The following is a 24,271-nucleotide window of genomic DNA, read 5'->3' on the forward strand; positions in this document are numbered from 1 at the left end:
GATCACAACGCAGCATTCCTGCGCGGACACGCAGCTTTCGTCGCTTGTCGGGCGTATCCGTCGCTTCCTACCTTGGTGACACCCCCAGTCGACACCGCAGGAAAGCGGAGGAACACCTCTGTGTCCGACAGCCGTGTGCCGCGCTCCCGGCGCTTCCTCGTCTGTGAACCCAGACATTTCGCCGTGCAGTACGCGATCAATCCCTGGATGCATCCCGACACCCATGTCCACGTCGACCTGGCCCAGGAGCAGTGGCGGGCGCTGATCGACGCCTACCGGGCCCACAGCCACACGGTCGAGGCAGTGGAGCCGGTCCCCGGCCTGCCGGACATGGTCTTCGCCGCGAACTCGGCCGTCGTCGTCGGCGGCCGCGTCTTCGGCTCCCTCTTCCACGCGCCCGAGCGGCGCCCCGAGTCGACGCACTACGACCTGTGGTTCAAGGCGGCGGGCTTCGACGTCCACCGCCCCGAGTCGGTGAGCGAGGGCGAGGGCGACCTGGTGTGGACAGGCCGGTACGTGCTGGCCGGCACCGGGTTCCGCACGACCCGCGAGGCCCATCGCGAGGCGCAGGAGTTCTTCGGCCACCCGGTGATCAGCCTGACCCTGGTGGACCCGTACTTCTACCACCTGGACACGGCGCTGTTCGTCCTCGACGACACCAACATCGTGTACTACCCGGAGGCCTTCTCGCCCGGCAGCCGCGAGGTGCTCGCGCGCCTCTACCCGGACGCGGTGCTCGCGACCCGCGACGACGCGATGGCGTGGGGCCTGAACTCCGTCTCCGACGGACGCCACGTCTTCATCGCGCCGCAGGCCGAGGCCCTCGCCGCCCGCCTCTCCGACCACGGCTACGTCCCCGTCCCCGTCGACCTGTCGGAGCTCCACAAGGCCGGCGGTGGCATCAAGTGCTGCACCCAGGAGATCCGCTGATGACCGCACCCGCGCGCACCCGTACGTCCGCCGAGCTGATCGAGGCGGAGGAGCCGGTCCTCGCGCACAACTACCACCCGCTGCCCGTGGTGGTCGCTCGCGCCCAGGGCACCTGGGTGGAGGACGTCGAGGGCCGCCGCTACCTCGACATGCTGGCCGGCTACTCGGCCCTCAACTTCGGCCACCGCCACCCGGACCTGATCGAGGCCGCGCACCGTCAGCTGGACCGGCTGACGCTGACCTCGCGCGCCTTCCACAACGACAAGCTCGCCGAATTCGCCGAGCGGCTGGCCGCGTTGACCGGCCTGGACATGGTGCTGCCGATGAACACCGGCGCCGAGGCGGTGGAGAGCGGTATCAAGGTGGCCCGCAAGTGGGCGTACGACGTGAAGGGCGTCGCCGCCGACCGGGCGACCGTCGTGGTCGCGGCAGAGAACTTCCACGGCCGTACGACGACGATCGTCAGCTTCTCCACGGACGAGACGGCCCGCGCCGGCTTCGGCCCCTTCACGCCGGGCTTCCGGATCGTCCCGTACAACGACCTGGCCGCGCTGGAGGCGGCGGTCGACGAGACGACGGCGGCGGTGCTGATCGAGCCGATCCAGGGCGAGGCAGGCGTGATCATCCCGGACGAGGGCTACCTCACCGGGGTGCGCGAGCTGACCCGGCGCAAGGGCTGCCTGTTCATCGCGGACGAGATCCAGTCGGGCCTCGGCCGCACGGGCCGCACGCTAGCGGTCGAGCACGAGGGCGTCGTCCCGGACGTCCTGCTGCTGGGCAAGGCGCTGGGCGGCGGCATCGTGCCGGTGTCCGCTGTGGTGGGCCGGCGCGACGTGCTGGGTGTGCTGCGGCCGGGCGAGCACGGCTCGACGTTCGGCGGCAACCCGCTCGCCGCGGCGGTCGGCACGGCGGTGGTCGAGCTGCTGGAGACGGGTGAATTCCAGGGCCGGGCGGCCGAGTTGGGCGTGATCCTGCGGGACGGCTTGTCCGATCTGGTCGGCAAGGGTGTGGTCGGCTTCCGTTCGCGCGGGCTGTGGGCGGGCGTCGACGTCGATCCGGCGATCGGCACCGGCCGCGAGGTCAGCGAACGCCTCATGCGGGAGGGCGTCCTCGTCAAGGACACCCACGGCTCCACGATCCGGCTGGCTCCGCCGCTGACCATCACGGGCGAGGAACTCGGTTCGGCTCTCGGCGCGTTGGGGAAGGTGCTGACCGAGACGCGCTGAACCGACGGAGACCGCCGCACATGGAACTGGCCGCTGACCCGACCACGACCGCCCCCGCCCTGCTCCTGCGCCCGTGGCGGCCGTCCGACGCCGCCGCCCTGGTCGAGCTGGGCCGGGACGAGGCGATGCGCCGGTGGACGAGCGCCGCCGTGACGGACCTGGCGGGCGCGCGGCGGTGGGTGCGGGAGCAGATGAGCGGCTGGGAGTCCGGGGACCGTCTGGCGTTCGCGGTGGTGGAGACCACCACGGGCGCGGAGGGCCCCCGGCCGGCTGGGCACGTGGTGCTCAAACGCGGCGCGCCCGGCTCCGCCACCGCCGAGGTGGGGTACTGGACCGCCGCCCACGCGCGCGGGCGCGGGGTGGCGCCACGGGCGGTCGAGACGGTGACCGACTGGGCGTTCAGGGCCTTCGCCGCCGACGGACCGGCCCGCCTCCGGCTCCTGCACCAGATCGACAACACGGCGTCCTGCCGCGTGGCACACAAGTGCGGCTATGACCTCACTGCCGTACTGCCGGCGGCCCCACCAGACTTCCCCGGGGCAGGCCACCTCCACGAGAGGCAACGGCCGCAGTGAACCGGATCGGCTCGGCGGTTCGGGGCCACGACCGGCGGCAGGGACGGCGCGCAAGGTTACGACCTCCGGTTCCGGGACCTACACTGACCCCACCCCACGCAGGTGACCTGCGAGAACGCGACGGTTGAGCCGCCCGCCGAGCCGAGGAGCTACCCCTCTTGTTCTACTACCTGCTCAAATACGTGCTGTTGGGGCCCCTGCTCAGACTGGTGTTCCGGCCCCGGATCGAGGGGCTGGAGAACGTGCCCGCCTCGGGCGCGGCCATCGTCGCCGGGAACCATCTGTCCTTCTCGGACCACTTCCTGATGCCCGCGATCCTCAAGCGCCGCATCACGTTCCTCGCGAAGGCCGAGTACTTCACCGGGCCGGGTATCAAGGGCCGGCTGACCGCGTTCTTCTTCCGCAGCGCCGGGCAGATCCCCGTCGACCGCTCGGGCAAGGAGGCGGGTCAGGCCGCGATCCGCGAAGGGCTCAGGGTACTGCGCAAGGACGAATTGCTCGGCATCTACCCGGAGGGCACGCGCTCGCACGACGGCCGGCTCTACAAGGGCAAGGTCGGGGTCGCCGTGATGGCGCTGAAGGCGGGCGTCCCGGTCGTGCCCTGCGCGATGATCGGCACGTTCGAGGCCCAGCCGCCGGGCAAGGTCATCCCCAACATCCACCCGGTCGTCATCCGCTTCGGCAAGGCCCTCGACTTCTCCCGCTACGCCGGCATGGAGAACGAGAAGGCCGTCCTGCGGGCCGTCACCGACGAGATCATGTACGCCATCCTGACACTGTCCGAGCAGGAGTACGTCGACCAGTACGCGGCCGTCGCCAAGGCGGAGGCGGCCGAGGCCGAGGGTGCCAAGGAGCGCAGGTTCCCCCGGGCGCCGCTGAGCTGACCTCTGCTGTCGGCAGAGCCGCGGGCCGCAGGGCACCGATGCCTCGTACGGTCGCTCCATGAGACGTGCTGTGGTGATCGGAGCGACGGGCCAGCTCGGCCGGCCGACGGTGGACGCGCTGGCGCGGGACGGCTGGGAGGTCACGGCCGCGTCCCGGGGCGGCGGCCGGGACGAGGAGTGGCCCACGGACGTACGGGCGGCGCGGCTGGACCGCGCGGACGACGCGGCCCTGGCCGCCCTGGTCGGTGACGGCTGCGATCTCGTCGTCGACATGGTGGCCTACGGGCCCGAGCACGCACGGCAGTTGACCGGACTCGCCGACCGGATCGGGTCCGCCGTGGTGATCTCCAGTGCCTCGGTCTACGAGGACGACAAGGGACGCGGTTTCGACACCCAGGACGAACCCGACGGCTTCCCCCGGTATCCGGTGCCGATCCCGGAAGCCCAGCCGACTGTGGCCCCGGGCGAGGCGTCGTACAGCACCCGCAAGGCGGGCCTCGAACGTGAACTCCTGGGCGCGGGCGGCCGGTTGCCGACGACCCTGCTGCGGGCCGGTGCCGTGCACGGCCCGCACAGCCCGCTCCCGCGCGAGCTGTACTTCGTCAAACGGAACCTGGACGGCCGTGGGGCGCGTGTGCTCGCGTACGGCGGGGAGAGCCGGTTCCATCCGGTGAGCGCCCGCAACGTCGCCGAGCTGATCCGGCTGGCGGCGGCCCGCCCCGGAGCGCGGGTGCTCAACGCCGGGGATCCGCAGGCGCCGACGGTGGCGGAGATCGGGACGGCGATCGACGAGGTGATGGCCGTCCGGCCGGACACTGTCCTCGTGGACGGGCCACCGCCGGGCGCCTCCGTGGGCCTCTCGCCGTGGTCGGTACCGCTGCCGGTCGTCCTCGACATGACCGCGGCCACACGGGAGTTGGGCTATCGCCCGGTGGTGTCGTACGCCGAGAGCCTGCCCGGGACGGTCGACCGGCTGCGCTCCGACCTCGCCGTGCGGGACTGGCGCGAGTGCTTCCCGCGGCTCGCCGGGGTCTATCCCGACCTGTTCGACTACGCGGCGGAGGACGCCTGGCTGCGCGCCCGGTGAGCGAGAGGGGCGGCCGGGACAGGAATCCCGGCCGCCCCTCGGCGTCGCACGAAGGCGCTGCTACGGCTTGGGCGTGGCGTGCGGGGCGCAGGTCACGTCCGCGGCGTCCAGCTTCCCGGTGAGCAGGTAGGTGTCGACGCGGTCGTTGATGCAAGGGTTGACCAGACCGGTCACGCCGTGGGAGCCCGCGTCCTTCTCGGTGATCAGACGGGAGCCCTTGAAGCGCTTGTGCAGTTCGACGGCGCCGGCGTACGGGGTGGCGGCGTCACGGGTGGACTGCACGATGAGCACCGGCGGCAGGCCCTTGCCGGTCTTCACGTCGACCGGGGTCTGCTGCCGGACGGGCCAGCTCGCGCAGGGCAGGTTCATCCAGGCGTTGGCCCAGGTCATGAACGGGTAGTCCTTGTTGAGCCGGGTGTTGTCCCGGTCCCAACGCTGCCAGCTGGTGGGCCACTTGGCGTCGGTGCACTCGACGGCCGTGTAGACCGCGTTGCCGTTCTCCGAGGAGATGTTGCCCGCGGTGTCCGACAGGTCGGGGGACGCGGCGTCGACCAGCGCCTGGGTGTCGCCGGCGACGTACTTGCTGAACACCGTGGCGACCGGCACCCACGACGAGTCGTAGTACGGCGCGCTCTGGAAGAAGGAGATCAGCTCGGCCGGGCCGACGACCCCGCCGAGGGGACTCTTCTTCGCGGTGGCGCGCAGCTTGAGCCACTGGGCCTGGACGGCGTCGCGGGTGGTGCCGAGGTGGAAGGCGGCGTCGTTGGCGGCGACCCAGTCCTCCCAGTCCTTCCAGCGGCCCTCGAACGCGATGTCCTGGTTGAGGTTGGCCTCGTACCAGATGTTGTCGCGCGCCGGGTTGACCACACTGTCGACGACGAGGCGACGGATGTGGCCCGGGAAGAGGGTGCCGTAGACGGCGCCCAGGTAGGTGCCGTAGGAGACACCCAGGTAGTTGATCTTCTTCTCGCCGAGCGCGGCGCGGATGACGTCCAGGTCGCGGGCGGTGTTCGGCGTCGTCATCTGCGGCAGCATCTCGCCGCTGCGCTCGTAGCAGCCGTCCGCGTACTCGCGGGCCAGCTTGCGCTGTGCGCGCTTGTCGGCCTCGGAGTCCGGCACCGGGTCGGCCTTGGTCGCCTTGACGAACTCCTGCGGGTCGATGCAGGAGATCGGCGCGGAGTGGCCGACGCCGCGCGGGTCGAAGCCGACGAAGTCGTAGGCCTTCGCCACGTTGGCCCACACGGGGTTCTTGCCCGTGACCCGGGTCGGGAAGCGGAGGCCGGAGCCGCCGGGACCGCCGGGGTTGTAGATCAGCGCGCCCTGCCGCTCGGCCGTGGTGCCGGTGTTGCCGATGCGGTCGACGGCGAGCTTGATCTGCTTGCCGTACGGCTTCGCGTAGTCGAGCGGCACGCTGACCCAGCCGCACTGGATCGGCTTGGCCAGGCCCCAGTCGGCGGGGCAGTCCTGCCAGTCGACGCCCGCCTTCGCGGCCCGCTCGGCGGCGATCGCGGCGCCGCGGGCCTCGCGGTCCTGGCCGTGGCCGCCGTTGGCGCTGGCCGCGGGCGCCGACACGGCTCCGGCTATCAGGGTCGCCGTGACGAGCGCACCGGCCGAACCGAGCGCCAGCACACGGTTCTTGGGTCTGATGTCCCTCAAGTGGGCCCCTCCCCGTACATCGTTGCGAATGTCTCGGGGGATCCTCGCGGCTGTGAGCAGCCTGAGAACAGGGGTTGTTGACCTTCTTTGCCAATCCGATAACCGGAGGAACAGGTCCCGCTCAGCGGAGCGCTAACCCAGCAGCTCCAGCGCCTGGTCCAGCACCCGCCTGAGCCGCAGCCCGTCGGCCGCCACGGCACTCACCAAGACGGCGGGCCCGGCGAGCGAAACGAGCATCGCGCCCTCCCCCAGTATGCGGGCGCCGCGGCGCTGCCGCCACGAACTCCGGCCGAACGACGACGAGTTGCCCGACAGCGCGGTGCCCGTCGAGCACGGCGGGCCCGTCCCAGCCGCCCGGCGCGCCCGGCCCGCAGGCCAGCTCCTGGTGGAGCACGGTCCGCCCGGCCACCCGCACGATGAGACGGCTCGCGAGCCGCCCGGGTTCCTCCCCGGCGCGCCCCAGCACCTGCTCCTCGCGCAGCACGAGCCGCGCCGCGCTCCCCAGGTCGACGCGAGTGGCGACGCACAGCTCACTGCCCGCCGCGGAGATCAACTGCTCGGGCAGCCAGCGCAGTTCACCACCGTCGGCGACGGTGAGCCGGATGTCGTACCGCGCCTCCTCCTTCGTCTGTCCCGGCAGCGCGATGGTGGCGACCGCGGATCGAACGTCCAGCCGGGCGCCCTCGTCCACGTGCGCCTCCACGGCGAGGCGGTCACCCCCGTGCCGTCCGCTCATCGCCCCGACGAGCATCACGCGCGCCTCGGCGCCACTCGCCCGGGTGCGTCGCAGAGCGAGGGGTCCCTGACTCTCCAGGACGGGCAGCGCGGTGCCGCCGCACCCGTCCGGCCGGGCGGCGATCCGGGCGAGGGCGCGCACGCCGCCGGCGGTCATGCCGTCCACGCAGCAAACTGTGCCCGCACCCAGGCGGTGACCTCCGCGACTCCGTCCTGGCTTCTCAACGACTGGAACACAACGGGGAGTTCGGCCCGCTACGCTTTCGCGTTGGCGGCCATACGGCCCAGGTCCGAGCCGACGTACGGCGCGAGGTCGGTCTTGTTGACGACGAGCAGATCGGCGGTGGTCACGCCGGGCCCGCCCTTGCGCGGGATGTCGTCACCGCCGGCCACGTCGATCACGAAGATCTGCGCGTCGACCAGTCCCCTGGAGAAGGTGGCGGTGAGTTTGTCCCCGCCCGACTCCACGAGGACGAGATCCAGCGGCCCGGCCTCGTCCTCCAGGTCCTCGACGGCCTCGAGGTTGGCGGAGATGTCGTCCCGGATGGCGGTGTGCGGACAGGCTGCGGTCTCCACCGCCGTGATCCGCTCGGGCGGCAGCACGGCCTCCCGGAGCAGGAACACCGCGTCCTCCCGCGTGTAGATGTCGTTCGTGACGACGGCGAGGGACAGCTCGTCGCGCAGCGCCCGGCAGAGCGCGGCGACGGTGGCCGTCTTGCCCGAACCGACGGGGCCGCCGAGCCCGATGCGCAGGGCGCGCCGCGAGCCGTCGGGACGGCGGGCGTCGGCGCTGACGGCGGCGGGACCGTGGTGGGCGTGGTCGAGGTGCATGTACGGCTCCTGTCTCGACGGGGGTTGGAAGCCGTTCTCCGGTGCGGCGTCCGCTTCAGCCGGTCGGCGCGATCGGTCGGTGGCTGCCGCCGGGTGCCGGCACGACGCTGCCGCGCTCGGTGTCGTACCACGAGGGGTGTCCGCTCCGCAGCGGACAGTGACGCACGGTCTCGCGCGCGTCGGCCTTGTCGCGCCCTTCGGACCCTGAGCGCGCCCGCCTCTGCCGCCTACGCCCCGCCCGTCCCCCGATGCTCCGCCGCGATACCGAAACGGCGATGTTCCCGCGGCGCTGCCGTGGCCTCGTGGACGCCCGAGACCGAGCTGATCACCTGCTCGCCCTCGGGTTCCAGTTGCTCGAGGCGGTCGAGGTCGGTGGCGGAGACGAGGGCGACGAGAGGCTTGCCGTGCCGTGTCACGACGACGCGCTCACCGCCGTACACCACCCGGTTGATCAGGTCGGCGAGCTCAGCCCTGGCTTGCGTCACCGGAATCTCGTAGGCCATGCCCCCAGCTTACGGGGATCCCCCATTCCCGCATTCTGTACGTCCTGTACATTTTCTACAGAGAGCTCTCTGCTGGAGACGGCTCTGCCGCGAGGAGGGGTATGCCATGACCCGACCGTCCGCCCGCTATGTCCTGCCGGAGTTCACCGAGCGCACGAGCAGCGGTCACCGCACGCTCGATCCGTACTCGAAGCTGCTGGAGGAGCGGATCGTCTTCCTCGGTACACCGATCGACGACACGTCGGCCAACGACGTGATGGCGCAGTTCATGCACCTCGAACACCACGCCCCGGACCAGGACATCTCGCTGTACGTGAACTCCCCGGGCGGCTCGTTCAGCGCGATGACCGCGATCTACGACACGATGCAGTACGTCGGCTGCGACGTGGAGACGATCTGCCTGGGGCAGGCCGGCTCGTCGGCGGCGGTGCTGGTCGCGGCGGGGACGCCGGGCAAGCGGTTCGCGCTGCCGGGCGCGCGGATGGTGGTGCAGCAGCCGTCGCTGCCCGAGCCGGTGGAGGGCCAGCCGAGCGATCTCGTCATCCAGGCGGAGGAGTTGGCCCGCGTCCGCGCACTGCTGGAAGGAATGCTCGTCCGGCACACCGGACGCGGTACGGAGCAGGTCCACGAGGACCTCGAGAGGGATCTGATCCTGGACGCGCCGGGCGCGCTGGCGTACGGCCTGGTGGACGGCATCATCCCGAGCCGTAAAGCGTCCCGCCGTACGCCGGACGCGGGGTGAGCCGCCGATGCTGCCACCGGAGATCCCGCCGCTGCCCGCGCTGACGCGTGCCGAGGGCGAGTTGATCGACCGTTACCTCGAAGTCGTCGACCTGCTGGGCCGGATCAATCCGGCGGTCGACAAGGACACGTACCGCGGGCTGCGGGCGGCGCAGGCGCTGGTCCGCAAGGCGGTGGAGCTGCGCGACGCGCTGGCCGTGATGCATCAGCGGGGCGAGACGGAACTGCACGCGGCCACGCTGGCACGGGCGTTGCGGGTCCTGGACGGCGAACGCCGCACGGCGCGCGTGGCGCTGCCGCCGCCCGAGTGCGCGCGCTGACGCGGGCGTGGGGAACGGGAGTGCCCGCCCGCCCGTCCTGCGGACACCCCGGCCAGAGCCGAAACGGCCCAAACGACGTACCCCTGTTCGGCGTAGACGAGCGTTCTTTTTCGGCGCCCCGCGGGTTGCGCGACGGGCTGGTGCGAATGGCGCTGCAAGGTGCTCCCGTGCTGGTCCGAGGGTTCGTCAACACTTCGACGCCGCTCGAACACAGCGGTGTCCAACCCGAACGGACGAGTGGTGAGCAAAACCGTACACACCCGGTTCTATTGGGATTTTCGGACACATGTGAGCCAAGATCCCTGTCTGACGACAAGCCCCCGCCGCAGCGGCGGGGCGGTCCGGGCGGACGCCGAGTCCTGCCGCCGCCCGGACGACCGGTCGACGGCAGTGGATCGGCAGGAGTGGAGGACCCAGGCAAGACGGGTCGCCTGAACGGATGTTCGTTCATCTGAACGTTCGTTCCGAGCAGCCCTTGGGGTGAAGCCGCGACACCGCGGCCGGGCCACTTCGCCAGCCCGAATCCGACAGGTCATCCTTCACAGGCGGCTGACGAAGGGTTGCGCATGACTGCGCTCAATCGTGTCCCGTCGCTCATGGCCCGGGCCGGCACGGCCTCGGCGCTCACCATCGCCGCCGTGGGCGCCTCGATCGTGGTGCCGGGCGCGGCGGCCGACGCCGTCGCCGGGACGACTGGGACGAAGGCACTTCGGATCGCGGCCTCGAAGAAGGGCTCCCCGTACCAGTGGGGTGCCACCGGACCGCGCAGGTTCGACTGCTCAGGGCTCACGCTGTACTCGTTCAAGAAGGCAGGCAAGAAGCTGCCGCGGACGGCGGCCCAGCAGTACAACAAGACACGTCACATTTCCGCCACGAGGCGCAAGGTCGGTGACTTGGTGTTCTTCCACTATGGCTCGAGCGTCTACCACGTCGGCATCTATGCCGGGAAGGGAAGGATCTGGCACGCACCGAAGACCGGCGACGTAGTGAAGTTGCAGAAGATCTGGACTCGGAGCGTCTGGTACGGACGCGTGAAGTGACCTGACCGATGACACGGGCCACGGATACCTGGTCACGGCCTCGGCGACCGACCCAGCAGCAGCCGGAGCGTTCACGGCTCCTGCTGGGTCGCCGTCGTGACCGGCTGGGCCGTGACGGTCCAGGGAAGTTCGATGGAGACGGTCTTGCCGCCCTCACGGGTCGGGCGGACCCGCATCTTGCCGCCGCACTCCGCCGTGAGCCAGCGGATGATGACCATGCCGCGCCCGTTGTCCTGCTGGACGGCCGCGGGCAGTCTCTTGGGGAAGCGGGGATGACTGTCCGTGACGCCGATGAGCAGGTGTTCGTCGCGGATGAGCACCATGTCCACCGTGAAGGTGGGTGACTGCCCGAAGGTGTGCTGTACGGCGTTGGTGGCGAGTTCGGAGACGATGAGCCGGATCGTGTCGGCCACCTCCGTGTCCGACGGCAGGCCCCACTCCGCGAGGGTGCCCAGTACATAGGAGCGGGCCGCGGAGACCGAGGCGGGATCGCTCGGCAGAGTGACGGATGCTTCCAGATGGTCTGCCATGGCGATGTCGTCCCTTTCCCACGGGACCGCAGTCCGACACGGAGCGGATGGTTCGAGTACGGTCCCGGACTGGTGCTTCGTCGCCAGACTGCCATTACCGCGTCGGTCACGGGTGGCGATCCACCAAGATATGCATATATCTGTCGCTCGAAGCGGTGAACTCTGCGACGGCAGACCGTATTTGGGCGGCGCGCAAGGAGTAATGGCGAGTAAGGAGTAGCCCATGCAGCACGGTCCCGCGGTACGCCGCCGGAAGCTGGGCGCCGAACTGCGCACCCTGCGCAGCGGTGCGGGTCTCACGAGCGGTGAGGCGGCCCGGATAGTGGGCTGGCACCAGTCGAAGGTGAGCCGCATCGAGACGGGCGCCAGCGGCGTGAAGGCGGCCGATGTGCGCTTACTCCTGGACGCCTACGGTGTGGCGGACAGTCAACTCCGGGAGCTTCTCCTGGCGTTGGCGGTATCCGAGGACGCCTTCGGCCGGCATCACTGGTGGCACGCCTACCGCGGTGTGCTGCCGCCGGCCTACCGGGACTTCATCAGTCTGGAGTCGCAGGCGAGCGGGATGCGCACGCTGGAGACGCTGGTGGTGCCGGGGCTGCTGCAGACGCCGGAGTACGCGCGTGCGGTGACCCGGGCCGCGGTGAGCGGGGCGGACGACGCGCCGGACGACCGGCTGGACACCCTGGTGGAGGTGAGGCTGGCCCGGCAGGACGTGCTGCGGTCGAATCCGCCGCTGGAGCTGACCGCCGTACTGGACGAGGCGGTGCTGCGACGGGAGGTCGGCGGTCCGGACGTGATGACGCGGCAGCTGAATCGCCTGGTGGAGGCGGCGCAGCTGCCCCAAGTCCGGCTCCACGTACTGCCGTTCGCGGCTGGTGCGCACATCGGCATCACCGGGCCTTTCGTTATCTTCTCCTTTCCGAGCACATCTGATCTGGACGTGGTTGTTCTCGACCACTTGACGAGTAGCCTCTACCTCGAACGGAAAGAAGACCTCCAGGCCTACTCAGAGGCCTTCAACACCCTTCAGATCCACGCCCTTTCACCCGAGGACTCGTTGGATTACATCGCCGGGATAGCTGACGGCGCGTAAGGAGGCACCATGACTGCACTGCCTCGGAACGTACCTTCCAGTACCGATCTGCACGGTGTGCGGTGGCTGCGCAGCAGCTACAGCACAGGAGCGAACAACTGCGTGGAGACCGCCCGGCCGCACTCCGGTCCCTGGACCGGGCTGCTCGCCGTACGCGACTCCAAGGACCCGGCCGGACCCGCGCTGCTCTTCTCCCCCGAGAGCTGGGCGGGATTCGTGACCGCGCTTCGCTGATCCCCCACGGGCCGACCCGACCCAGTCCTACGGATCCGTTTCCGGCAGGCGACGCACGACCGTGTCACGCCGACTCATGGCCGCGCTTCGCCGATCACACGTACAGCGCGTTCGATCTCGGCACCGGAGAGGTCCGCTCGGGCGGTCAGCCTGAGCCGTGAGATGCCGTCGGGCACGGAAGGAGGACGAAAACAGCCCACGGCCAGGCCCGCCGTACGGCAGTCGGCCGCCCAGCGCACGGCCCTCTCCGGGGACGGGGCCCGCACGGAGACCACCGCGGCGTCCGGACGCACCGCCTCCAGACCCGCGGCGGTCAGGCGTGCGTGCAGTTCGCCGGCCACCTCGCGGGCTCGGGCCGCCCGCCCGGGCTCACGACTCAGCAGCCTCAGCGCCGCCAGGGCCGCGCCCGCCGCGGCGGGCGCGAGCCCCGTGTCGAAGATGAACGTCCGTGCCGCGTTCAGCAGATGGTCGATCACCCTGGCCGGGCCGAGCACGGCGCCGCCCTGACTGCCCAGCGACTTGGACAGCGTGACCGTGACGACCACGTCGTCGGCGCCCGCCAGCCCGGCCGCATGCGGCGCGCCCCGCCCCCCGTCGCCGAGGACACCGAGTCCGTGTGCGTCGTCGAGGACCAGCCCCGCGCCGTGCTCCCGGCACGCCTCGGCGAGCCCGGTGAGCGGCGTGGCGTCCCCGTCGACGGAGAACACCGTGTCGGAGACCGCGATCGCGGGTCCCTCGTGCATGACGAGCGCCTTGCGGACGGCGTCCGGGTCGGCGTGTCCGACGACCTGCGTGGTGCCGCGGGCCAGTCGGCAGCCGTCGATGAGGGAGGCGTGGTTGCCGGCGTCGGAGACGATCAGGGAACCGTGCGGGCCGAGGGCGGTGACGGCGGCGAGGTTGGCGGCGTATCCCGAGGAGAAGACCAGCGCCGCCTCGAAACCGCAGAAGGCGGCGAGTTCGCGTTCCAGTTCGGTGTGGAGTTCGGTCGTGCCGGTGACGAGCCGGGAGCCGGTCGAGCCGCCGCCCCAGGTCCGCGCCGCCGCTGCCGCGCCCTCGGTGACCTCGGGGTGGTGGGCGAGGCCCAGGTAGTCGTTGCTCGCCAGGTCGAGGAGCGGCCAGTCGGCGGGGCGGGGTCGCAGGGTCCGGACCAGTCCGGCGCGGCGGCGTTGCTCCGCCTGGTCGACGATCCAGCCGAACGCCATGGCTCCTCCGGGGATTTTGTAGGCAGTGGACAGACACTAGCCGGACAACTAGCCGCCCAGGGTGTGGCAATACCCACACGGCGAACCGTCTCCGTTGTGCAAACTCTCCTTTGCCCGAGGCGGTCACGTAGGACAGGATCGGACCTCATGGACCTGCTGAACACGCTGGTGGACAAGGGGCTTCGGCGCGAGCTGCCGACCCGCGAGGAAGCACTCGCCGTTCTGGCCACCTCCGACGACGACGTGCTCGATGTGGTGGCCGCGGCCGGCAAGGTGCGCCGGCACTGGTTCGGCCGGCGCGTGAAACTCAACTACCTGGTCAACCTCAAGTCCGGCTTGTGTCCCGAGGACTGCTCCTACTGCTCCCAGCGGCTGGGGTCGAAGGCCGACATCCTGAAGTACACCTGGCTCAAGCCCGACCAGGCCTCCGAGGCGGCCGCCGCGGGCCTGGCCGGCGGCGCCAAGCGGGTCTGCCTGGTGGCCAGCGGGCGCGGCCCGACGGACCGGGACGTGGACCGGGTCTCCGACACGATCAGGGCGATCAAGGACCGGAACGAAAGCGTCGAGGTGTGCGCCTGTCTCGGCCTGCTCTCCGACGGTCAGGCCGAACGGCTGCGCGAGGCGGGCGCCGACGCCTACAACCACAACCTCAACACGTCCGAGGGAACGTACGCGGACATCACGACGACGCACACCTACGCCGATCGGGTGGACACGGTCGAAAAGGCGCACGCGGCCGGTCTGTCGGCGTGTTCCGGTCTGATCGCGGGGATGGGCGAGAGCGACGAGGACCTGGTGGACGTGGTCTTCTCGCTGCGCGCGCTCGACCCCGACTCGGTGCCGGTGAACTTCCTGATCCCGTTCGAGGGCACGCCGCTCGCCAAGGAGTGGAACCTCACCCCGCAGCGCTGTCTGCGCATCCTGGCGATGGTCCGGTTCGTCTGCCCGGACGTCGAGGTGCGCATCGCCGGCGGCCGTGAGGTGCATCTGCGCACGATGCAGCCCCTCGCGCTGCACCTGGCCAACTCGATCTTCCTGGGCGACTACCTCACCAGCGAGGGCCAGGCGGGCAAGGCCGACCTGGAGATGATCGCCGACGCCGGGTTCGAGGTCGAGGGCGCCGACCAGGTGACGCTGCCCGAGCACCGGGCGGCCGCGGAGGCCGGGTGCGGGTCGCACGAGGGCGGTGGCGTCTGTGGTTCCGTCGCCGCGCAGCCGGTACAGGAGGCCCGTACGGACCTCGTCGCGGTGCGCCGCCGGGGCGCCGGAACCGACCTCGCGCCCAATGCCTGACCTGGGCGTGCCCGAGCTGCTGGAGCTCGACCGGCGGCACGTGTGGCATCCGTACGGCCCGATGCCCGGGCGCGTGGAACCGCTCGTCGTGGAGTCGGCGAGCGGGGTGCGGCTGCGGCTCGCGGACGGGTCGGGCGAACTCGTCGACGGGATGTCGTCGTGGTGGTCGGCGATCCACGGTTACAACCACCCGGTGCTCAACGAGGCCGCGCAGGGGCAGTTGGCGCGGATGAGCCACGTGATGTTCGGTGGGCTCACGCACGAGCCCGCCGTACGCCTGGCGAAGCTCCTTGTCGACATGTCGCCCGATGGTCTCGAGCATGTCTTCCTCGCCGACTCGGGCTCGGTGTCGGTCGAGGTCGCGGTCAAGATGTGCCTGCAGTACTGGCGCTCGCTCGGCCGCCCCGAGAAGCGGCGGCTGCTGACCTGGCGGGGCGGCTACCACGGCGACACGTGGCAGCCGATGTCCGTGTGCGACCCCGACGGCGGAATGCACGAGCTGTGGTCGGGGGTGCTGCCGCGCCAGGTGTTCGCGGACGTGCCGCCGGCCGCCTACGAGGAGTCGTACGCCGGGCATCTGCGCGCGATGGTCGAGCGGCACGCGGACGAACTGGCCGCCGTGATCGTCGAGCCGGTGGTGCAGGGCGCGGGCGGGATGCGCTTCCACTCCCCCGCCTATCTGCGAGTGCTGCGCGAGGCGTGCGACGCGCACGACGTGCTGCTGGTGTTCGACGAGATCGCCACCGGGTTCGGCCGCACCGGAGCGCTGTTCGCCGCGGACCACGCCTCGGTCACACCGGATGTGATGTGCGTGGGCAAGGCGCTGACGGGCGGTTATCTGACCATGGCGGCCACGTTGTGCACGCCGCGGGTGGCCGACGGGATCTCGCGGGGCGAGGTGCCGGTGCTGGCCCACGGTCCGACGTTCATGGGCAATCCGCTGGCGGCGGCCGTGGCCTGCGCGTCGGTGGAACTGCTGCTCGGGCAGGACTGGCTGTCCGAGGTGAAGCGGATCGAGACGGGCCTGCGGGACGGCCTCGCGCCCGCCGCCGGTCTGCCCGGTGTGCGGGACGTACGGGTTCTGGGCGCCATCGGAGTCGTCCAGCTCGACCACGAGGTGGACATGGCGGCCGCCACCCGGGCGGCCGTCCGAGAGGGCGTGTGGCTGCGGCCGTTCCGCGACCTCGTCTACACGATGCCGCCGTACGTCACCGGGGACGCGGACGTGGCACGGATCGCGCGCGCGGTGTGCGCGGCGGCGCGGGAGGGATGAGATGCCGGTCCTGGTGATCACGGGCACGGGCACGGAGGTCGGCAAGACGGTCACGACGGCCGCGGTGGCCGCCGCCGCGGTCGCGGCCGGCCGGTCGGTGGCCGTGCTGAAGGCGGCGCAGACGGGTGTGGGCCCGCACGAGCGCGGAGACGCCGACGAGGTCGCGCGGCTCGCGGGCACGGTGACGGCGGCCGAACTGGCCCGTTTTCCCGAGCCGTTGGCGCCGGGGACGGCGGCCCGCCGGGCGGGCCTGACGCCCGTGCACCCGCAGGACGTGGCGGAGGCGGCCGCCAAGCTGGCCACCGAGCACGATCTGGTGCTGGTCGAGGGCGCGGGCGGGCTGCTCGTACGGTTCGACGCGACAGGCGGAACGCTCGCGGACGCGGCCCGGCTGCTGAACGCACCGGTGCTGGTGGTCGCGTCGGCGGGCCTGGGCACGCTGAACACGACGGAACTGACGGCGCGTGAACTGCGCGCGCGGGAGCTGGGGTTGCTCGGCGTCGTGATCGGCAGCTGGCCCGGCTCACCCGATCTCGCCTCGCGGTGCAATGTGGCCGATCTGCCGGAGGTGGCCTGCGCTCCCCTGCTCGGCGCACTGCCCGCCGGCGCCGGGGCGCTGCAGCCCACCGGCTTCCGCAGGGCGGCGCCCGGTTGGCTCGCGCCGCGGCTGCACGGGACGTGGGACGCGGAGGCGTTCCGGGCACGGGAGGCACCCTGAGAGGAGGACTGTGTGCCCGTGCCGGTGCTCACGGCCTCCGCACCGATGAGTTCCGCGCGTCCCAGGGGTCTTCCTGGCCTACGACCTCCCCGGAACGGAAGTGCTGGCCATGCCTGACAGCTCCGCATACGCAAAGGTCAACGGCCTGGAGATGTACTACGAGAGCCACGGCCCCGGTCAGGACGACCGACCCCCGCTGGTACTGCTGCACGGCGGCGTCCTCACCGTCGGTCTGGCCTTCGGCGCCGTCCTGCCTGCTCTTTCCGCCGGCCGGCGCGTGGTGGCTCCCGAACTCCAGGCACACGGCCACACAGCCGACACCGACCGTGAGATGACGGTGCCGAATCTGGCCGCCGACGTGGTGGCGCTGCTCGACGAACTCGACATCGCGCGGGCCGACTTCCTCGGCTACAGCCTCGGCGGGCTCGCCGCGCTCGAGATCGCCGTCCGCCAACCTGAGCGTGTCGGGCGGCTGGTGCTCGCCGCCGCCCAGTACGACCAGGAGGGCATCCACGACGACGTCCGCGCCCCCGACTTCACCTCCCCTCGGCTGCCCAGCCAGGCCGACTTCCAGGAGATGGCCGACGCGTACGCGGCCACCGCCCCGCACCCCGAGCGCTTCCAGGACCTACTCGCCAAGTGCACGGCGGCGGCGAACGCGCCGCTGCCCTGGACCGCCGACGACCTGCGGGCGCTGCGGGCGCCCACGCTGTTGCTCATCGGCGACAGCGACTTCGTACGCGTCGAGCATGCCGCCGAGATGCAGCGGCTGATTCCCCAGGCACGGCTGGCCGTCCTGCCCGCCACCACGCACATGGCCCTCATGCGCCGAACGTCCCTGCTGCTGCCGCTTCTTGACGAGTTCCTCGACTGAAGCGGCGCTTTTCGGTTTTTTCCACCGTCGGCACGGGGGTGCGAGCGGCTCCCTCGGGGGAGAATCACGGTAGGTCCGTCGTGTCCGGGAGGTCGTCATGCGGCTGCTGTCCGCAGGCTCCGGCAAGGTGGCGCGGGATCCCGTGCACCACCCACTGTTCGCCCGCTACTACGCCCGTGTCAGTGTGAGCGCGGAGACGAAGCTGGGCATGGCCGGGATACGCGAGCGGCTGCTCGCCGGGCTGTCCGGACGGGTGATCGAGATCGGCGCGGGCAACGGTCTGAACTTCGCCCACTACCCGGACACGGTCGCGGAGGTCGTCGCGATCGAACCCGAGTCGCTGTTGCGGCAGTTGGCCGTCGAGTCCGCCCTGCGCTCGGAGGTGCCGGTCGATGTGGCGCCGGGTGTCGCGGAGGCGCTGCCGGTCAAGAGCGAGGCGTTCGACGCGGCCGTACTGTCGCTGGTGCTGTGCAGTGTGCGGGATGTGTCGCGTGCTCTCGGCGAGGTGCGGCGGGTGCTGCGGCCGGGCGGTCAGGTGCGGTTCTTCGAGCACGGCCGGGGCGGCGGCTCCGCGATGATGGTCGCTCAGCGCGCCCTGGACCGGACGGTGTGGCCCCTGCTGACCGGCGGCTGCCACGTGGCCCGCGACCCGATCGGGGCACTTCGGAATGCCGGGTTCGAACTGGGGCCGTACCGGCGGGTGTCGCTGCCGGAGAACGGCCCGGCGCTGCCCACCTCGTCGTGCGTGCTGGGCACGGCGTGGCGGCCCGGGGCCCCGGACCCGACGGCAGAGCGCTGATCACAGGGTCCACTGCCGCAGCTCGCGCGCGATGTCGTGCACCGAGGCCTCGCCGGTCTTGACCAGCCGGGCCAGATCGCGGACCTGCTCCGGCGAGATGATGACCTTGGCTCCACTGGCGACCAGATAGGCGTAGGCGACGGCGGAGGCGAACAGGGCGTTGGAGCGTTCCAGCGCCGGTACGTGGATCAGGAGCTGGAGCAGCGCGGCCGCCCGGGCGTGCGGAGTGTCGTAGACGGGGACGTCGAATATCTCGGCCTGGTGGCGGGCCACGGCGGCGACCAGGGCGCCCCAGTCGGTGATCTGCGGGTCGCCGGGCGTCTTGTCCTCGGCGAGCATGAGCAGCCAGGCGAGATCGATGGTGAGGTTGTTCAACGGATCAGTGCCGGCCTTCATCCGAAGCCGTCGCACGGCCTTCGGCCGAAGCCGTCGCACGCACCTCGCCCGAAGACGCCGTACGCCCTTCACCGAACTCTTCGGCGAACACGGACTCGTACTGCTTCATGAAGTCGGCGGCCGCCTCCACGAACGTACGGCCCGCTTCTCCGGTGTCCTGTCTGACCAGCTCTTCGATGTAGCGGTTGACGCTCATCCCGCGAGCAAGGGCGCGTTCGCGGGCAGCCTTGGCCGTGCCCTCGTCCACGCGCACGTTCAGCTGGGTCTTCGCCATGTCTCGAAGCTAGCGCTCGGACGCTAGCAACGGCAAGCCCTCCTGCGAGTCTCCGCCCACAGGTGGAGGGTGTCCCTTACACGGGTATCGGGGGCCCGACCTGTGGTGGAGACGGCCTCGACCCCAAGGGGGATACCAGCTGTGCGGCGCGTCACACTACCCTCGGGCGGGACGGGGAGTCGGGCGTGAAGCTGACCGGGGAGGGGCCTTGTCCACAACTGCTGCGGAGCACGCGCCGGGTGCGGCGCAGGCCGACGGGATCGCGGCCCGCGCACGCGGGCTGACCAAGGCATACGGCGCGGGCGAGACCGCGGTGCTCGCGCTGGACGCGGTGGACGTGGACATCGCGCGCGGCCGCTTCACCGCGGTGATGGGGCCCTCCGGCTCCGGGAAGTCCACGCTGATGCACTGTCTGGCCGGGCTCGACACCGTCTCGGCCGGTCAGGTGTGGCTCGGCGGCACCGAGATCACCGGGCTGAAGGACCGGGAGCTGACCCGGCTGCGGCGGGACCGGATCGGCTTCATGTTCCAGTCGTTCAACCTCATCCCGACGCTGAACGCGGCCGAGAACATCACCCTGCCCATGGACATCGCGGGCAAGAAGCCCGACGAGAAGTGGCTGGAACAGGTCATCGACACACTCGGGCTGCGGGACCGGCTGAAGCACCGTCCGGCGCAGCTGTCCGGCGGTCAGCAGCAGCGCGTCGCCTGCGCGCGGGCGCTGGCCTCCCGGCCGGAGCTGATCTTCGCCGACGAGCCGACCGGCAACCTCGACTCGCGCGCCGGGCTGGAGGTCCTCGGGTTCCTGCGGGACGCGGTGGACCAACTCGGTCAGAGCGTCGTCATGGTGACCCACGACCCGGGCGCCGCCGCCCACTCCGACCTGGTGCTCTTCCTCGCCGACGGGCGGATCGTGGACCGGATGGAGCGGCCGACGGCGGAGGCCGTCCTCGAGCGGATGAAGCGCTTCGACGGGGGGGCGCGGCCCCTTGGACAGCGCCGTGGACACCAACGGCGCGAACGCCGCCGAGGAGGCGTGAGCCGGTGCTGAAGGCCACCCTCAGGAGTTTCCTCGCCCACAAGGGGCGGCTGATGCTGTCCGCGCTGGCCGTCGTCCTGTCCGTGGCGTTCGTCGCGGGCAGCCTGATCTTCTCGGACACGGTGAGCCGTACCTTCGACCGGCTGTTCGCCTCCACCTCGGCCGATGTGACGGTGGAGCCGAAGGAGGACCTCACGTCGTCCGTGCCGACCGGCGCGGTCCAGTCGGTGCCCGCGTCGCTGAGGGACCGGATCGCGCAGGTCGACGGGGTCGCCGAGACGCACGCGGACGTGTCCGTCGAGAACATCGTGGTCGTCGACCGCCACAACGAGTCCGTCGGGCCGACGACCGGCGCACCGACGATCGCCACCTCCTGGTACGTCACCGGCCGCAGCCCGGTGAAGCTGACGTCGGGCAACGCGCCGCGCGGTGCGGGTGAGGCTCTGCTGGACGCGGACACCGCCGACAAGAAGCACGTCCGCATCGGTGACACGCTGACGGTGCAGGCGCAGCCCGGCACCTTCGAGGTGCGGATCGTGGGCATCGCCACGTTCACCACCACCAACCCGGGCGCGGCACTCGTCTTTCTGGATCCGGCGGTCGCCGGCGAGGAACTGCTCGGCTCCGCCGGCCGGGCCACCAGCATCTCGGTGGACGCGGCGCCGGGCGTGAGCGACGACGTGCTCAAGGCCCGGGTCGCCGAGGCGATCGGCACCGGGCCGTACGACCTCAAGACCGCCGACGAGCAGGCGAAGTCGGACGCCGCGGACCTCGGCGGCTTCCTCGACGTCATCAAGTACGTGATGCTCGGCTTCGCCGGGATCGCCGTCCTGGTCGGCGTGTTCCTGATCGTCAACACGTTCTCCATGCTGATCGCGCAGCGCACACGCGAACTCGGTCTGCTGCGTGCCCTGGGCGCCGACCGGCGGCAGGTGCGGCGGTCCGTGCTCACCGAGGCGGTCCTGCTCGGTGTGGTCGGCTCGACACTCGGACTGGCCGCCGGCATCGGTCTCGCGTTCGGTCTGATCCACCTCATGAGCGCGTTCGGGATGAACCTCAAGGCCACGGAGATGGTCATCGGCTGGCCGACGCCCGTCGCGTCGTACGTCGTCGGCGTGGGCGTCACCTTCGTCGCGGCTTATCTCCCGGCCCGGCGCGCGGCGACCGTCTCCCCCATGGCGGCGCTCGCCGACGCCGAGATCGCCGGTGTGGGGCGGCCGCTCAGGACCCGCGCGATCGTCGGTTCTCTCGTGGGGGCCGGCGGGGTGGCCGCGCTCGTCGGCTGCGCGGTCGCGACGAAGACGGCCTCGGCCGCCTCGCTGCTGGGCCTCGGTGTGGTCCTGACGCTCGTCGCGACGGTGATCGCCGGGCCCCTGCTGGTCCGGCCGGTGATCCGGGTGCTGGGCGGTGCGTTTCCCGCGCTGTTCGGCTCGATCGGCCGGATGAGCCAGCGCAACGCCCTGCGCAACCCGCGCCGCACGGGCGCCACCGCGGCCGCGCTCATGGTGGGCCTGGCGCTCGTCGGCGGAATGTCGGTGGCGAGCGCGTCCATGTCCCGGTCGTTCGACCAGCAGATCGACAAGACGCTGGGGGCCGACTTCGTGATCCAGAACGGCAACTTCCTGCCGTTCACGCAGGAGATCACCGACAAGGTGCGCGGCACGGAGGGCGTGGGCCTGGTCGTACGGCAGCGGTTCGCGCCCCTGGCCGTACGGCTGCCCGACGGGAAGCGGATCGAGACGACCGCCGCCGGGTACGACCCGCAGGTCGACGACGTGGCCCATGTGACCTACGCGGCCGGTGACACGGCGGCGGCGCTCGCGGACGGCGGTCTCGGCATGGACGTGGACTTCGCGAAGGACCACGGCGTGCGCGTGGGCAGTACGGTCCAGGTCGAGTTCCAGGGCGGCCGGACCGCCGAGATGACGGTGGGCGCCCTCACCGACCAGGGCGGCGGCGACGGATTCGGCATGCAGGGCGGGCTGTTCTTCGGCATCGCCACCGTCGAGAAGTACGTCCCCGGCGGCCAGGAGTCGTCGCTGTACGTCAACAGGGCCTCCGGCACCACCGCCGACCAGCTGCGCTCGCGACTGGAGAAGACACTCGAGGCGTATCCCCAGGTGCAGGTGCGCGACCAGGCCGACTACAAGAAGCTGGTCCACGACCAGATCGCGGTGCTGCTGTACCTGGTCTACGCGCTGCTCGGGCTGGCGATCGTCATCGCGGTGCTCGGCGTGGTCAACACGCTGGCGCTGTCGGTGGTGGAGCGCACCCGTGAGATCGGTCTGCTGCGCGCGATCGGACTCGCCCGGCGGCAGCTGCGGCGGATGATCCGGCTGGAGTCGGTGGTGATCGCGGTGTTCGGCGCGATCCTGGGGCTGGCGCTGGGCCTGGTGTGGGGCGTGTGCACACAGCAGGTCCTGGCGTTGCAGGGCATGACGGCGCTGGCGATCCCGTGGGGCACGATCGTCGCGGTCGTGATCGGGTCGGCGGTCGTGGGCATCGTCGCGGCGCTGTTGCCGGCGTTGCGTGCGTCGCGCATGAATGTGCTGGCGGCCATCGCGCACGAGTGATGGAATCGCGGGCGGGGCTCGATTCGCCTTCCACCGAGGAGAGTTCATGCCGCGTCCGTTCCGCTTCGGAGTCAGCCTGCTCACTCCCGCACCCGCGGCGGAATGGCGGGCCACGTGCCGGCGCGCCGAGGAACTCGGGTACGACGTGATCCTGGTGCCCGACCACCTCGGCATGCCGGCGCCGTTCCCGGCCCTGGTCGCGGCCGCCGAGGCGACGGAGCGTCCGCGTCTCGGCACGTTCGTGCTCAATGCCGGGTTCTGGAACCCGGCCCTGCTGGCCCGTGAGGTGGCCACGACTGACGCGCTGACCGGGGGCCGCCTCGAACTCGGGCTGGGCACGGGGTACGTACAGGCCGAGCACGACACGGCCGGTCTGCCCTACGGCTCGCCGCGCGAGCGCGTGGACCATCTGCGGCGCACGGTGGTCGAACTGGAGCGGCTGCTGGGGTCGGAGGAGCACCGGCCGCCCCCTGCACAGTCCCGGGTGCCGCTGCTGATCGGCGGAAACGGCGACCGGATGCTGCGCCTGACCGCCGAGCACGCCGACATCGCGGCCTTCACGGGGGCGCGGTCGGTGCCGGGGAGCACGACGGGCAAGCTGGAGCCGATCTCGGCCGCGGAACTCGACGAGCGCGTGGCCCGCTACCGGGACCTGGCCGCCGATCGTCCCGACCCGGCCGAACTGAACCTGCTCCTCCAGCTCGTCGCGGTCACCGACGACCCCGCGACCGTCCTCGAGCCGTTGTTGGAGCGTCAGCCGCACCTCACCCTCGAGGACGCGCTGGCCCTGCCCGTCGTCCTGGTGGGCACCCTGGACGAGATCGTCGGCCGGTTGCGGGCGCAGCGCGAGCGGTACGGGTTCTCGTATCTGACCGTGCTGGAGCCGTACATGGAGGAGTTCGCGCCGGTGCTGGCTCGGCTGCGGGACGAGTAGCCGGAAGGGGCGCCCGTCCGTATGGCGGAATTCCGGGCCGTCCCGGACGGTGCGTGATGTGCTCGCTCCCATGACCGAACTGCGCATACGGGCCGCCGGGCCCGAGGATCTCGACACCGTGCTTGATTTCTGGAAGACCGCCGCCGAGGGCACCAGCATCAGCGACGACCGGGACGGCGTGGAGCGACTCGTCGCGCGCGACCCCGAGGCGCTCATCCTGGCGGAACTGGACGGAGAGCTGGCCGGCACCGTGATCGCCGGCTTCGACGGCTGGCGCTGCCATCTGTACCGGCTCGCGGTGCATCCCGGGCGGCGGCGCCAGGGCATCGGCTCCGCGCTGCTGGCCGCCGCCGAGAAGCGTTTCGTACGGCTCGGCGGGCGGCGCGGCGACGCCATGGTGCTGGTCCGCAACGAGACCGCGCAGCATGCGTGGCGGGCCGCCGGGTACGCGGCCGAGGAGCACTGGCGGCGCTGGGTGAAGCCGCTCACCGACTGAACCGCTTTGCTCGTC

At 71.2% G+C, this 24,271-nt stretch carries 25 protein-coding genes, 2 pseudogenes and 1 riboswitch; of the genes and pseudogenes, 19 read left to right on the forward strand and 8 right to left on the reverse strand.

What is annotated here, in order from left to right:
• Positions 1 to 120: 120 nt before the first annotated feature.
• The 5 genes from ddaH (at position 121) to IEZ19_RS28745 (ending at position 4,702) form a co-directional block, all read left to right on the forward strand.
• On the forward strand, positions 121 to 930 hold the full coding sequence (ddaH, locus tag IEZ19_RS28725) for a dimethylargininase (protein WP_189314223.1): 810 nt from the start codon (positions 121 to 123) through the stop codon (positions 928 to 930).
• Positions 930 to 2,156, forward strand: a complete 1,227-nt coding sequence (gene rocD / locus IEZ19_RS28730; RefSeq protein WP_189314224.1) for an ornithine--oxo-acid transaminase — start codon at positions 930 to 932, stop codon at positions 2,154 to 2,156. Before ddaH ends, rocD begins: the two co-directional genes overlap by 1 nt.
• Before the next feature lie 20 nt (positions 2,157 to 2,176).
• The gene (locus tag IEZ19_RS28735) at positions 2,177 to 2,731 is read left to right on the forward strand and encodes a GNAT family N-acetyltransferase (RefSeq protein ID WP_189314225.1); all 555 of its coding nucleotides are present in this window, start codon (positions 2,177 to 2,179) and stop codon (positions 2,729 to 2,731) included.
• A gap of 158 nt (positions 2,732 to 2,889) precedes the next feature.
• Positions 2,890 to 3,615: a lysophospholipid acyltransferase family protein gene (locus tag IEZ19_RS28740; protein ID WP_189314226.1), complete on the forward strand. Its 726-nt coding sequence runs from the start codon at positions 2,890 to 2,892 to the stop codon at positions 3,613 to 3,615.
• Positions 3,616 to 3,685: 70 nt separating this feature from the next.
• The gene (locus IEZ19_RS28745) at positions 3,686 to 4,702 is read left to right on the forward strand and encodes an NAD-dependent epimerase/dehydratase family protein (protein WP_189314264.1); all 1,017 of its coding nucleotides are present in this window, start codon (positions 3,686 to 3,688) and stop codon (positions 4,700 to 4,702) included.
• Between the two features lie 60 nt (positions 4,703 to 4,762).
• Here IEZ19_RS28745 and IEZ19_RS28750 read toward each other — a convergent pair whose 3' ends face one another.
• From IEZ19_RS28750 to IEZ19_RS28765, 4 genes and pseudogenes are all read right to left on the reverse strand, one after another.
• The gene (locus IEZ19_RS28750; RefSeq protein ID WP_189314227.1) at positions 4,763 to 6,358 is read right to left on the reverse strand and encodes an alpha/beta hydrolase; all 1,596 of its coding nucleotides are present in this window, start codon (positions 6,356 to 6,358) and stop codon (positions 4,763 to 4,765) included.
• Between the two features lie 132 nt (positions 6,359 to 6,490).
• Positions 6,491 to 7,250: pseudogene (locus IEZ19_RS28755) on the reverse strand (urease accessory protein UreD).
• A pseudogene (gene ureG / locus IEZ19_RS28760) lies at positions 7,247 to 7,924 on the reverse strand (urease accessory protein UreG). The pseudogenes IEZ19_RS28755 and ureG overlap by 4 nt, the downstream one beginning before the upstream one ends.
• Before the next feature lie 227 nt (positions 7,925 to 8,151).
• Positions 8,152 to 8,427, reverse strand: coding sequence for a type II toxin-antitoxin system Phd/YefM family antitoxin (locus IEZ19_RS28765; RefSeq protein WP_189314228.1), 276 nt, complete (start codon positions 8,425 to 8,427; stop codon positions 8,152 to 8,154).
• 106 nt (positions 8,428 to 8,533) lie between these two features.
• Between IEZ19_RS28765 and IEZ19_RS28770 the strand changes: the two genes are divergently transcribed.
• From IEZ19_RS28770 to IEZ19_RS28780, 3 genes are all read left to right on the forward strand, one after another.
• Positions 8,534 to 9,169 (forward strand): ATP-dependent Clp protease proteolytic subunit, encoded by a 636-nt coding sequence (locus IEZ19_RS28770; protein WP_189314229.1) that lies wholly within the window; start codon positions 8,534 to 8,536, stop codon positions 9,167 to 9,169.
• 7 nt (positions 9,170 to 9,176) lie between these two features.
• Positions 9,177 to 9,488 (forward strand): hypothetical protein, encoded by a 312-nt coding sequence (locus IEZ19_RS28775; protein ID WP_189314230.1) that lies wholly within the window; start codon positions 9,177 to 9,179, stop codon positions 9,486 to 9,488.
• Between the two features lie 369 nt (positions 9,489 to 9,857).
• A riboswitch (cyclic di-AMP (ydaO/yuaA leader) is annotated at positions 9,858 to 10,051 on the forward strand.
• A 3-nt stretch (positions 10,052 to 10,054) separates the two neighbouring features.
• Positions 10,055 to 10,528: a C40 family peptidase gene (locus tag IEZ19_RS28780; RefSeq protein ID WP_189314231.1), complete on the forward strand. Its 474-nt coding sequence runs from the start codon at positions 10,055 to 10,057 to the stop codon at positions 10,526 to 10,528.
• A 71-nt stretch (positions 10,529 to 10,599) separates the two neighbouring features.
• Here the strand turns inward: IEZ19_RS28780 and IEZ19_RS28785 are convergent, their stop codons facing one another.
• Positions 10,600 to 11,058: an ATP-binding protein gene (locus IEZ19_RS28785; protein ID WP_189314232.1), complete on the reverse strand. Its 459-nt coding sequence runs from the start codon at positions 11,056 to 11,058 to the stop codon at positions 10,600 to 10,602.
• A 223-nt stretch (positions 11,059 to 11,281) separates the two neighbouring features.
• Between IEZ19_RS28785 and IEZ19_RS28790 the strand changes: the two genes are divergently transcribed.
• The gene (locus IEZ19_RS28790) at positions 11,282 to 12,151 is read left to right on the forward strand and encodes a helix-turn-helix domain-containing protein (RefSeq protein ID WP_189314233.1); all 870 of its coding nucleotides are present in this window, start codon (positions 11,282 to 11,284) and stop codon (positions 12,149 to 12,151) included.
• Between the two features lie 9 nt (positions 12,152 to 12,160).
• Positions 12,161 to 12,385, forward strand: coding sequence for a DUF397 domain-containing protein (locus tag IEZ19_RS28795; RefSeq protein ID WP_189314234.1), 225 nt, complete (start codon positions 12,161 to 12,163; stop codon positions 12,383 to 12,385).
• A 74-nt stretch (positions 12,386 to 12,459) separates the two neighbouring features.
• Here IEZ19_RS28795 and IEZ19_RS28800 read toward each other — a convergent pair whose 3' ends face one another.
• Entirely contained in the window at positions 12,460 to 13,587 is a 1,128-nt protein-coding gene (locus tag IEZ19_RS28800; RefSeq protein WP_189314235.1) for an 8-amino-7-oxononanoate synthase, read from the reverse strand.
• 147 nt (positions 13,588 to 13,734) lie between these two features.
• On the opposite strand from IEZ19_RS28800, the gene bioB reads away from it, so the two are divergent.
• The 5 genes from bioB (at position 13,735) to IEZ19_RS28825 (ending at position 18,544) form a co-directional block, all read left to right on the forward strand.
• Complete coding sequence (bioB, locus tag IEZ19_RS28805) at positions 13,735 to 14,880, forward strand: biotin synthase BioB (protein ID WP_189314236.1); 1,146 nt, start codon at positions 13,735 to 13,737, stop codon at positions 14,878 to 14,880.
• Positions 14,873 to 16,153: an adenosylmethionine--8-amino-7-oxononanoate transaminase gene (locus IEZ19_RS28810; RefSeq protein ID WP_189314237.1), complete on the forward strand. Its 1,281-nt coding sequence runs from the start codon at positions 14,873 to 14,875 to the stop codon at positions 16,151 to 16,153. The genes bioB and IEZ19_RS28810 overlap by 8 nt, the downstream gene beginning before the upstream one ends.
• A gap of 1 nt (position 16,154) precedes the next feature.
• A complete protein-coding gene (gene bioD / locus IEZ19_RS28815) occupies positions 16,155 to 16,871 on the forward strand; it encodes a dethiobiotin synthase (protein ID WP_189314238.1) in 717 nt (238 codons plus the stop codon).
• 109 nt (positions 16,872 to 16,980) lie between these two features.
• Positions 16,981 to 17,745 (forward strand): alpha/beta fold hydrolase, encoded by a 765-nt coding sequence (locus IEZ19_RS28820; RefSeq protein ID WP_189314239.1) that lies wholly within the window; start codon positions 16,981 to 16,983, stop codon positions 17,743 to 17,745.
• Positions 17,746 to 17,842: 97 nt separating this feature from the next.
• Positions 17,843 to 18,544, forward strand: coding sequence for a class I SAM-dependent methyltransferase (locus IEZ19_RS28825; RefSeq protein ID WP_189314240.1), 702 nt, complete (start codon positions 17,843 to 17,845; stop codon positions 18,542 to 18,544).
• Here IEZ19_RS28825 and IEZ19_RS28830 read toward each other — a convergent pair whose 3' ends face one another.
• Positions 18,545 to 18,919, reverse strand: a complete 375-nt coding sequence (locus tag IEZ19_RS28830; protein ID WP_189314241.1) for a fic family toxin-antitoxin system, toxin component — start codon at positions 18,917 to 18,919, stop codon at positions 18,545 to 18,547. It abuts the gene before it with no gap.
• Between the two features lie 4 nt (positions 18,920 to 18,923).
• Positions 18,924 to 19,214 carry a toxin-antitoxin system HicB family antitoxin gene (locus IEZ19_RS28835; protein WP_229840924.1) on the reverse strand — a complete coding sequence of 97 codons (291 nt, stop codon included), beginning with the start codon at positions 19,212 to 19,214 and terminating at the stop codon, positions 18,924 to 18,926.
• A 208-nt stretch (positions 19,215 to 19,422) separates the two neighbouring features.
• Here IEZ19_RS28835 and IEZ19_RS28840 point away from each other — a divergent pair, with 208 nt between their 5' ends.
• The 4 genes from IEZ19_RS28840 to IEZ19_RS28855 all read left to right on the forward strand — a co-directional run bounded on the left by IEZ19_RS28840 (position 19,423) and on the right by IEZ19_RS28855 (position 24,256).
• Positions 19,423 to 20,265: an ABC transporter ATP-binding protein gene (locus tag IEZ19_RS28840; RefSeq protein WP_229840927.1), complete on the forward strand. Its 843-nt coding sequence runs from the start codon at positions 19,423 to 19,425 to the stop codon at positions 20,263 to 20,265.
• A complete protein-coding gene (locus IEZ19_RS28845) occupies positions 20,259 to 22,826 on the forward strand; it encodes an ABC transporter permease (RefSeq protein WP_189314242.1) in 2,568 nt (855 codons plus the stop codon). Before IEZ19_RS28840 ends, IEZ19_RS28845 begins: the two co-directional genes overlap by 7 nt.
• A gap of 46 nt (positions 22,827 to 22,872) precedes the next feature.
• Entirely contained in the window at positions 22,873 to 23,760 is an 888-nt protein-coding gene (locus IEZ19_RS28850; protein WP_189314243.1) for an LLM class F420-dependent oxidoreductase, read from the forward strand.
• Positions 23,761 to 23,830: 70 nt separating this feature from the next.
• Positions 23,831 to 24,256, forward strand: coding sequence for a GNAT family N-acetyltransferase (locus IEZ19_RS28855; protein WP_189314244.1), 426 nt, complete (start codon positions 23,831 to 23,833; stop codon positions 24,254 to 24,256).
• Positions 24,257 to 24,271 lie beyond the last annotated feature (15 nt).

It is taken from the genome of Streptomyces brasiliensis (assembly GCF_014647875.1).
In the GTDB taxonomy this organism is placed as follows: Bacteria; Actinomycetota; Actinomycetes; order Streptomycetales; family Streptomycetaceae; genus Streptomyces; species Streptomyces brasiliensis.

Bases quoted from the DNA above. Each gene is read 5' to 3' on its own strand.
- rocD (WP_189314224.1), top strand. From the start codon at position 930: ATGACCGCACCCGCGCGCACCCGTACGTCCGCCGAGCTGATCGAGGCG.
- IEZ19_RS28735 (WP_189314225.1), top strand. From the start codon at position 2,177: ATGGAACTGGCCGCTGACCCGACCACGACCGCCCCCGCCCTGCTCCTG.
- IEZ19_RS28765 (WP_189314228.1), bottom strand. From the start codon at position 8,427: ATGGCCTACGAGATTCCGGTGACGCAAGCCAGGGCTGAGCTCGCCGAC.
- IEZ19_RS28770 (WP_189314229.1), top strand. From the start codon at position 8,534: ATGACCCGACCGTCCGCCCGCTATGTCCTGCCGGAGTTCACCGAGCGC.
- IEZ19_RS28775 (WP_189314230.1), top strand. From the start codon at position 9,177: ATGCTGCCACCGGAGATCCCGCCGCTGCCCGCGCTGACGCGTGCCGAG.
- IEZ19_RS28780 (WP_189314231.1), top strand. From the start codon at position 10,055: ATGACTGCGCTCAATCGTGTCCCGTCGCTCATGGCCCGGGCCGGCACG.
- IEZ19_RS28785 (WP_189314232.1), bottom strand. From the start codon at position 11,058: ATGGCAGACCATCTGGAAGCATCCGTCACTCTGCCGAGCGATCCCGCC.
- IEZ19_RS28790 (WP_189314233.1), top strand. From the start codon at position 11,282: ATGCAGCACGGTCCCGCGGTACGCCGCCGGAAGCTGGGCGCCGAACTG.
- IEZ19_RS28795 (WP_189314234.1), top strand. From the start codon at position 12,161: ATGACTGCACTGCCTCGGAACGTACCTTCCAGTACCGATCTGCACGGT.
- IEZ19_RS28800 (WP_189314235.1), bottom strand. From the start codon at position 13,587: ATGGCGTTCGGCTGGATCGTCGACCAGGCGGAGCAACGCCGCCGCGCC.
- bioB (WP_189314236.1), top strand. From the start codon at position 13,735: ATGGACCTGCTGAACACGCTGGTGGACAAGGGGCTTCGGCGCGAGCTG.
- IEZ19_RS28810 (WP_189314237.1), top strand. From the start codon at position 14,873: ATGCCTGACCTGGGCGTGCCCGAGCTGCTGGAGCTCGACCGGCGGCAC.
- bioD (WP_189314238.1), top strand. From the start codon at position 16,155: ATGCCGGTCCTGGTGATCACGGGCACGGGCACGGAGGTCGGCAAGACG.
- IEZ19_RS28820 (WP_189314239.1), top strand. From the start codon at position 16,981: ATGCCTGACAGCTCCGCATACGCAAAGGTCAACGGCCTGGAGATGTAC.
- IEZ19_RS28825 (WP_189314240.1), top strand. From the start codon at position 17,843: ATGCGGCTGCTGTCCGCAGGCTCCGGCAAGGTGGCGCGGGATCCCGTG.
- IEZ19_RS28835 (WP_229840924.1), bottom strand. From the start codon at position 19,214: ATGGCGAAGACCCAGCTGAACGTGCGCGTGGACGAGGGCACGGCCAAG.
- IEZ19_RS28850 (WP_189314243.1), top strand. From the start codon at position 22,873: ATGCCGCGTCCGTTCCGCTTCGGAGTCAGCCTGCTCACTCCCGCACCC.
- IEZ19_RS28855 (WP_189314244.1), top strand. From the start codon at position 23,831: ATGACCGAACTGCGCATACGGGCCGCCGGGCCCGAGGATCTCGACACC.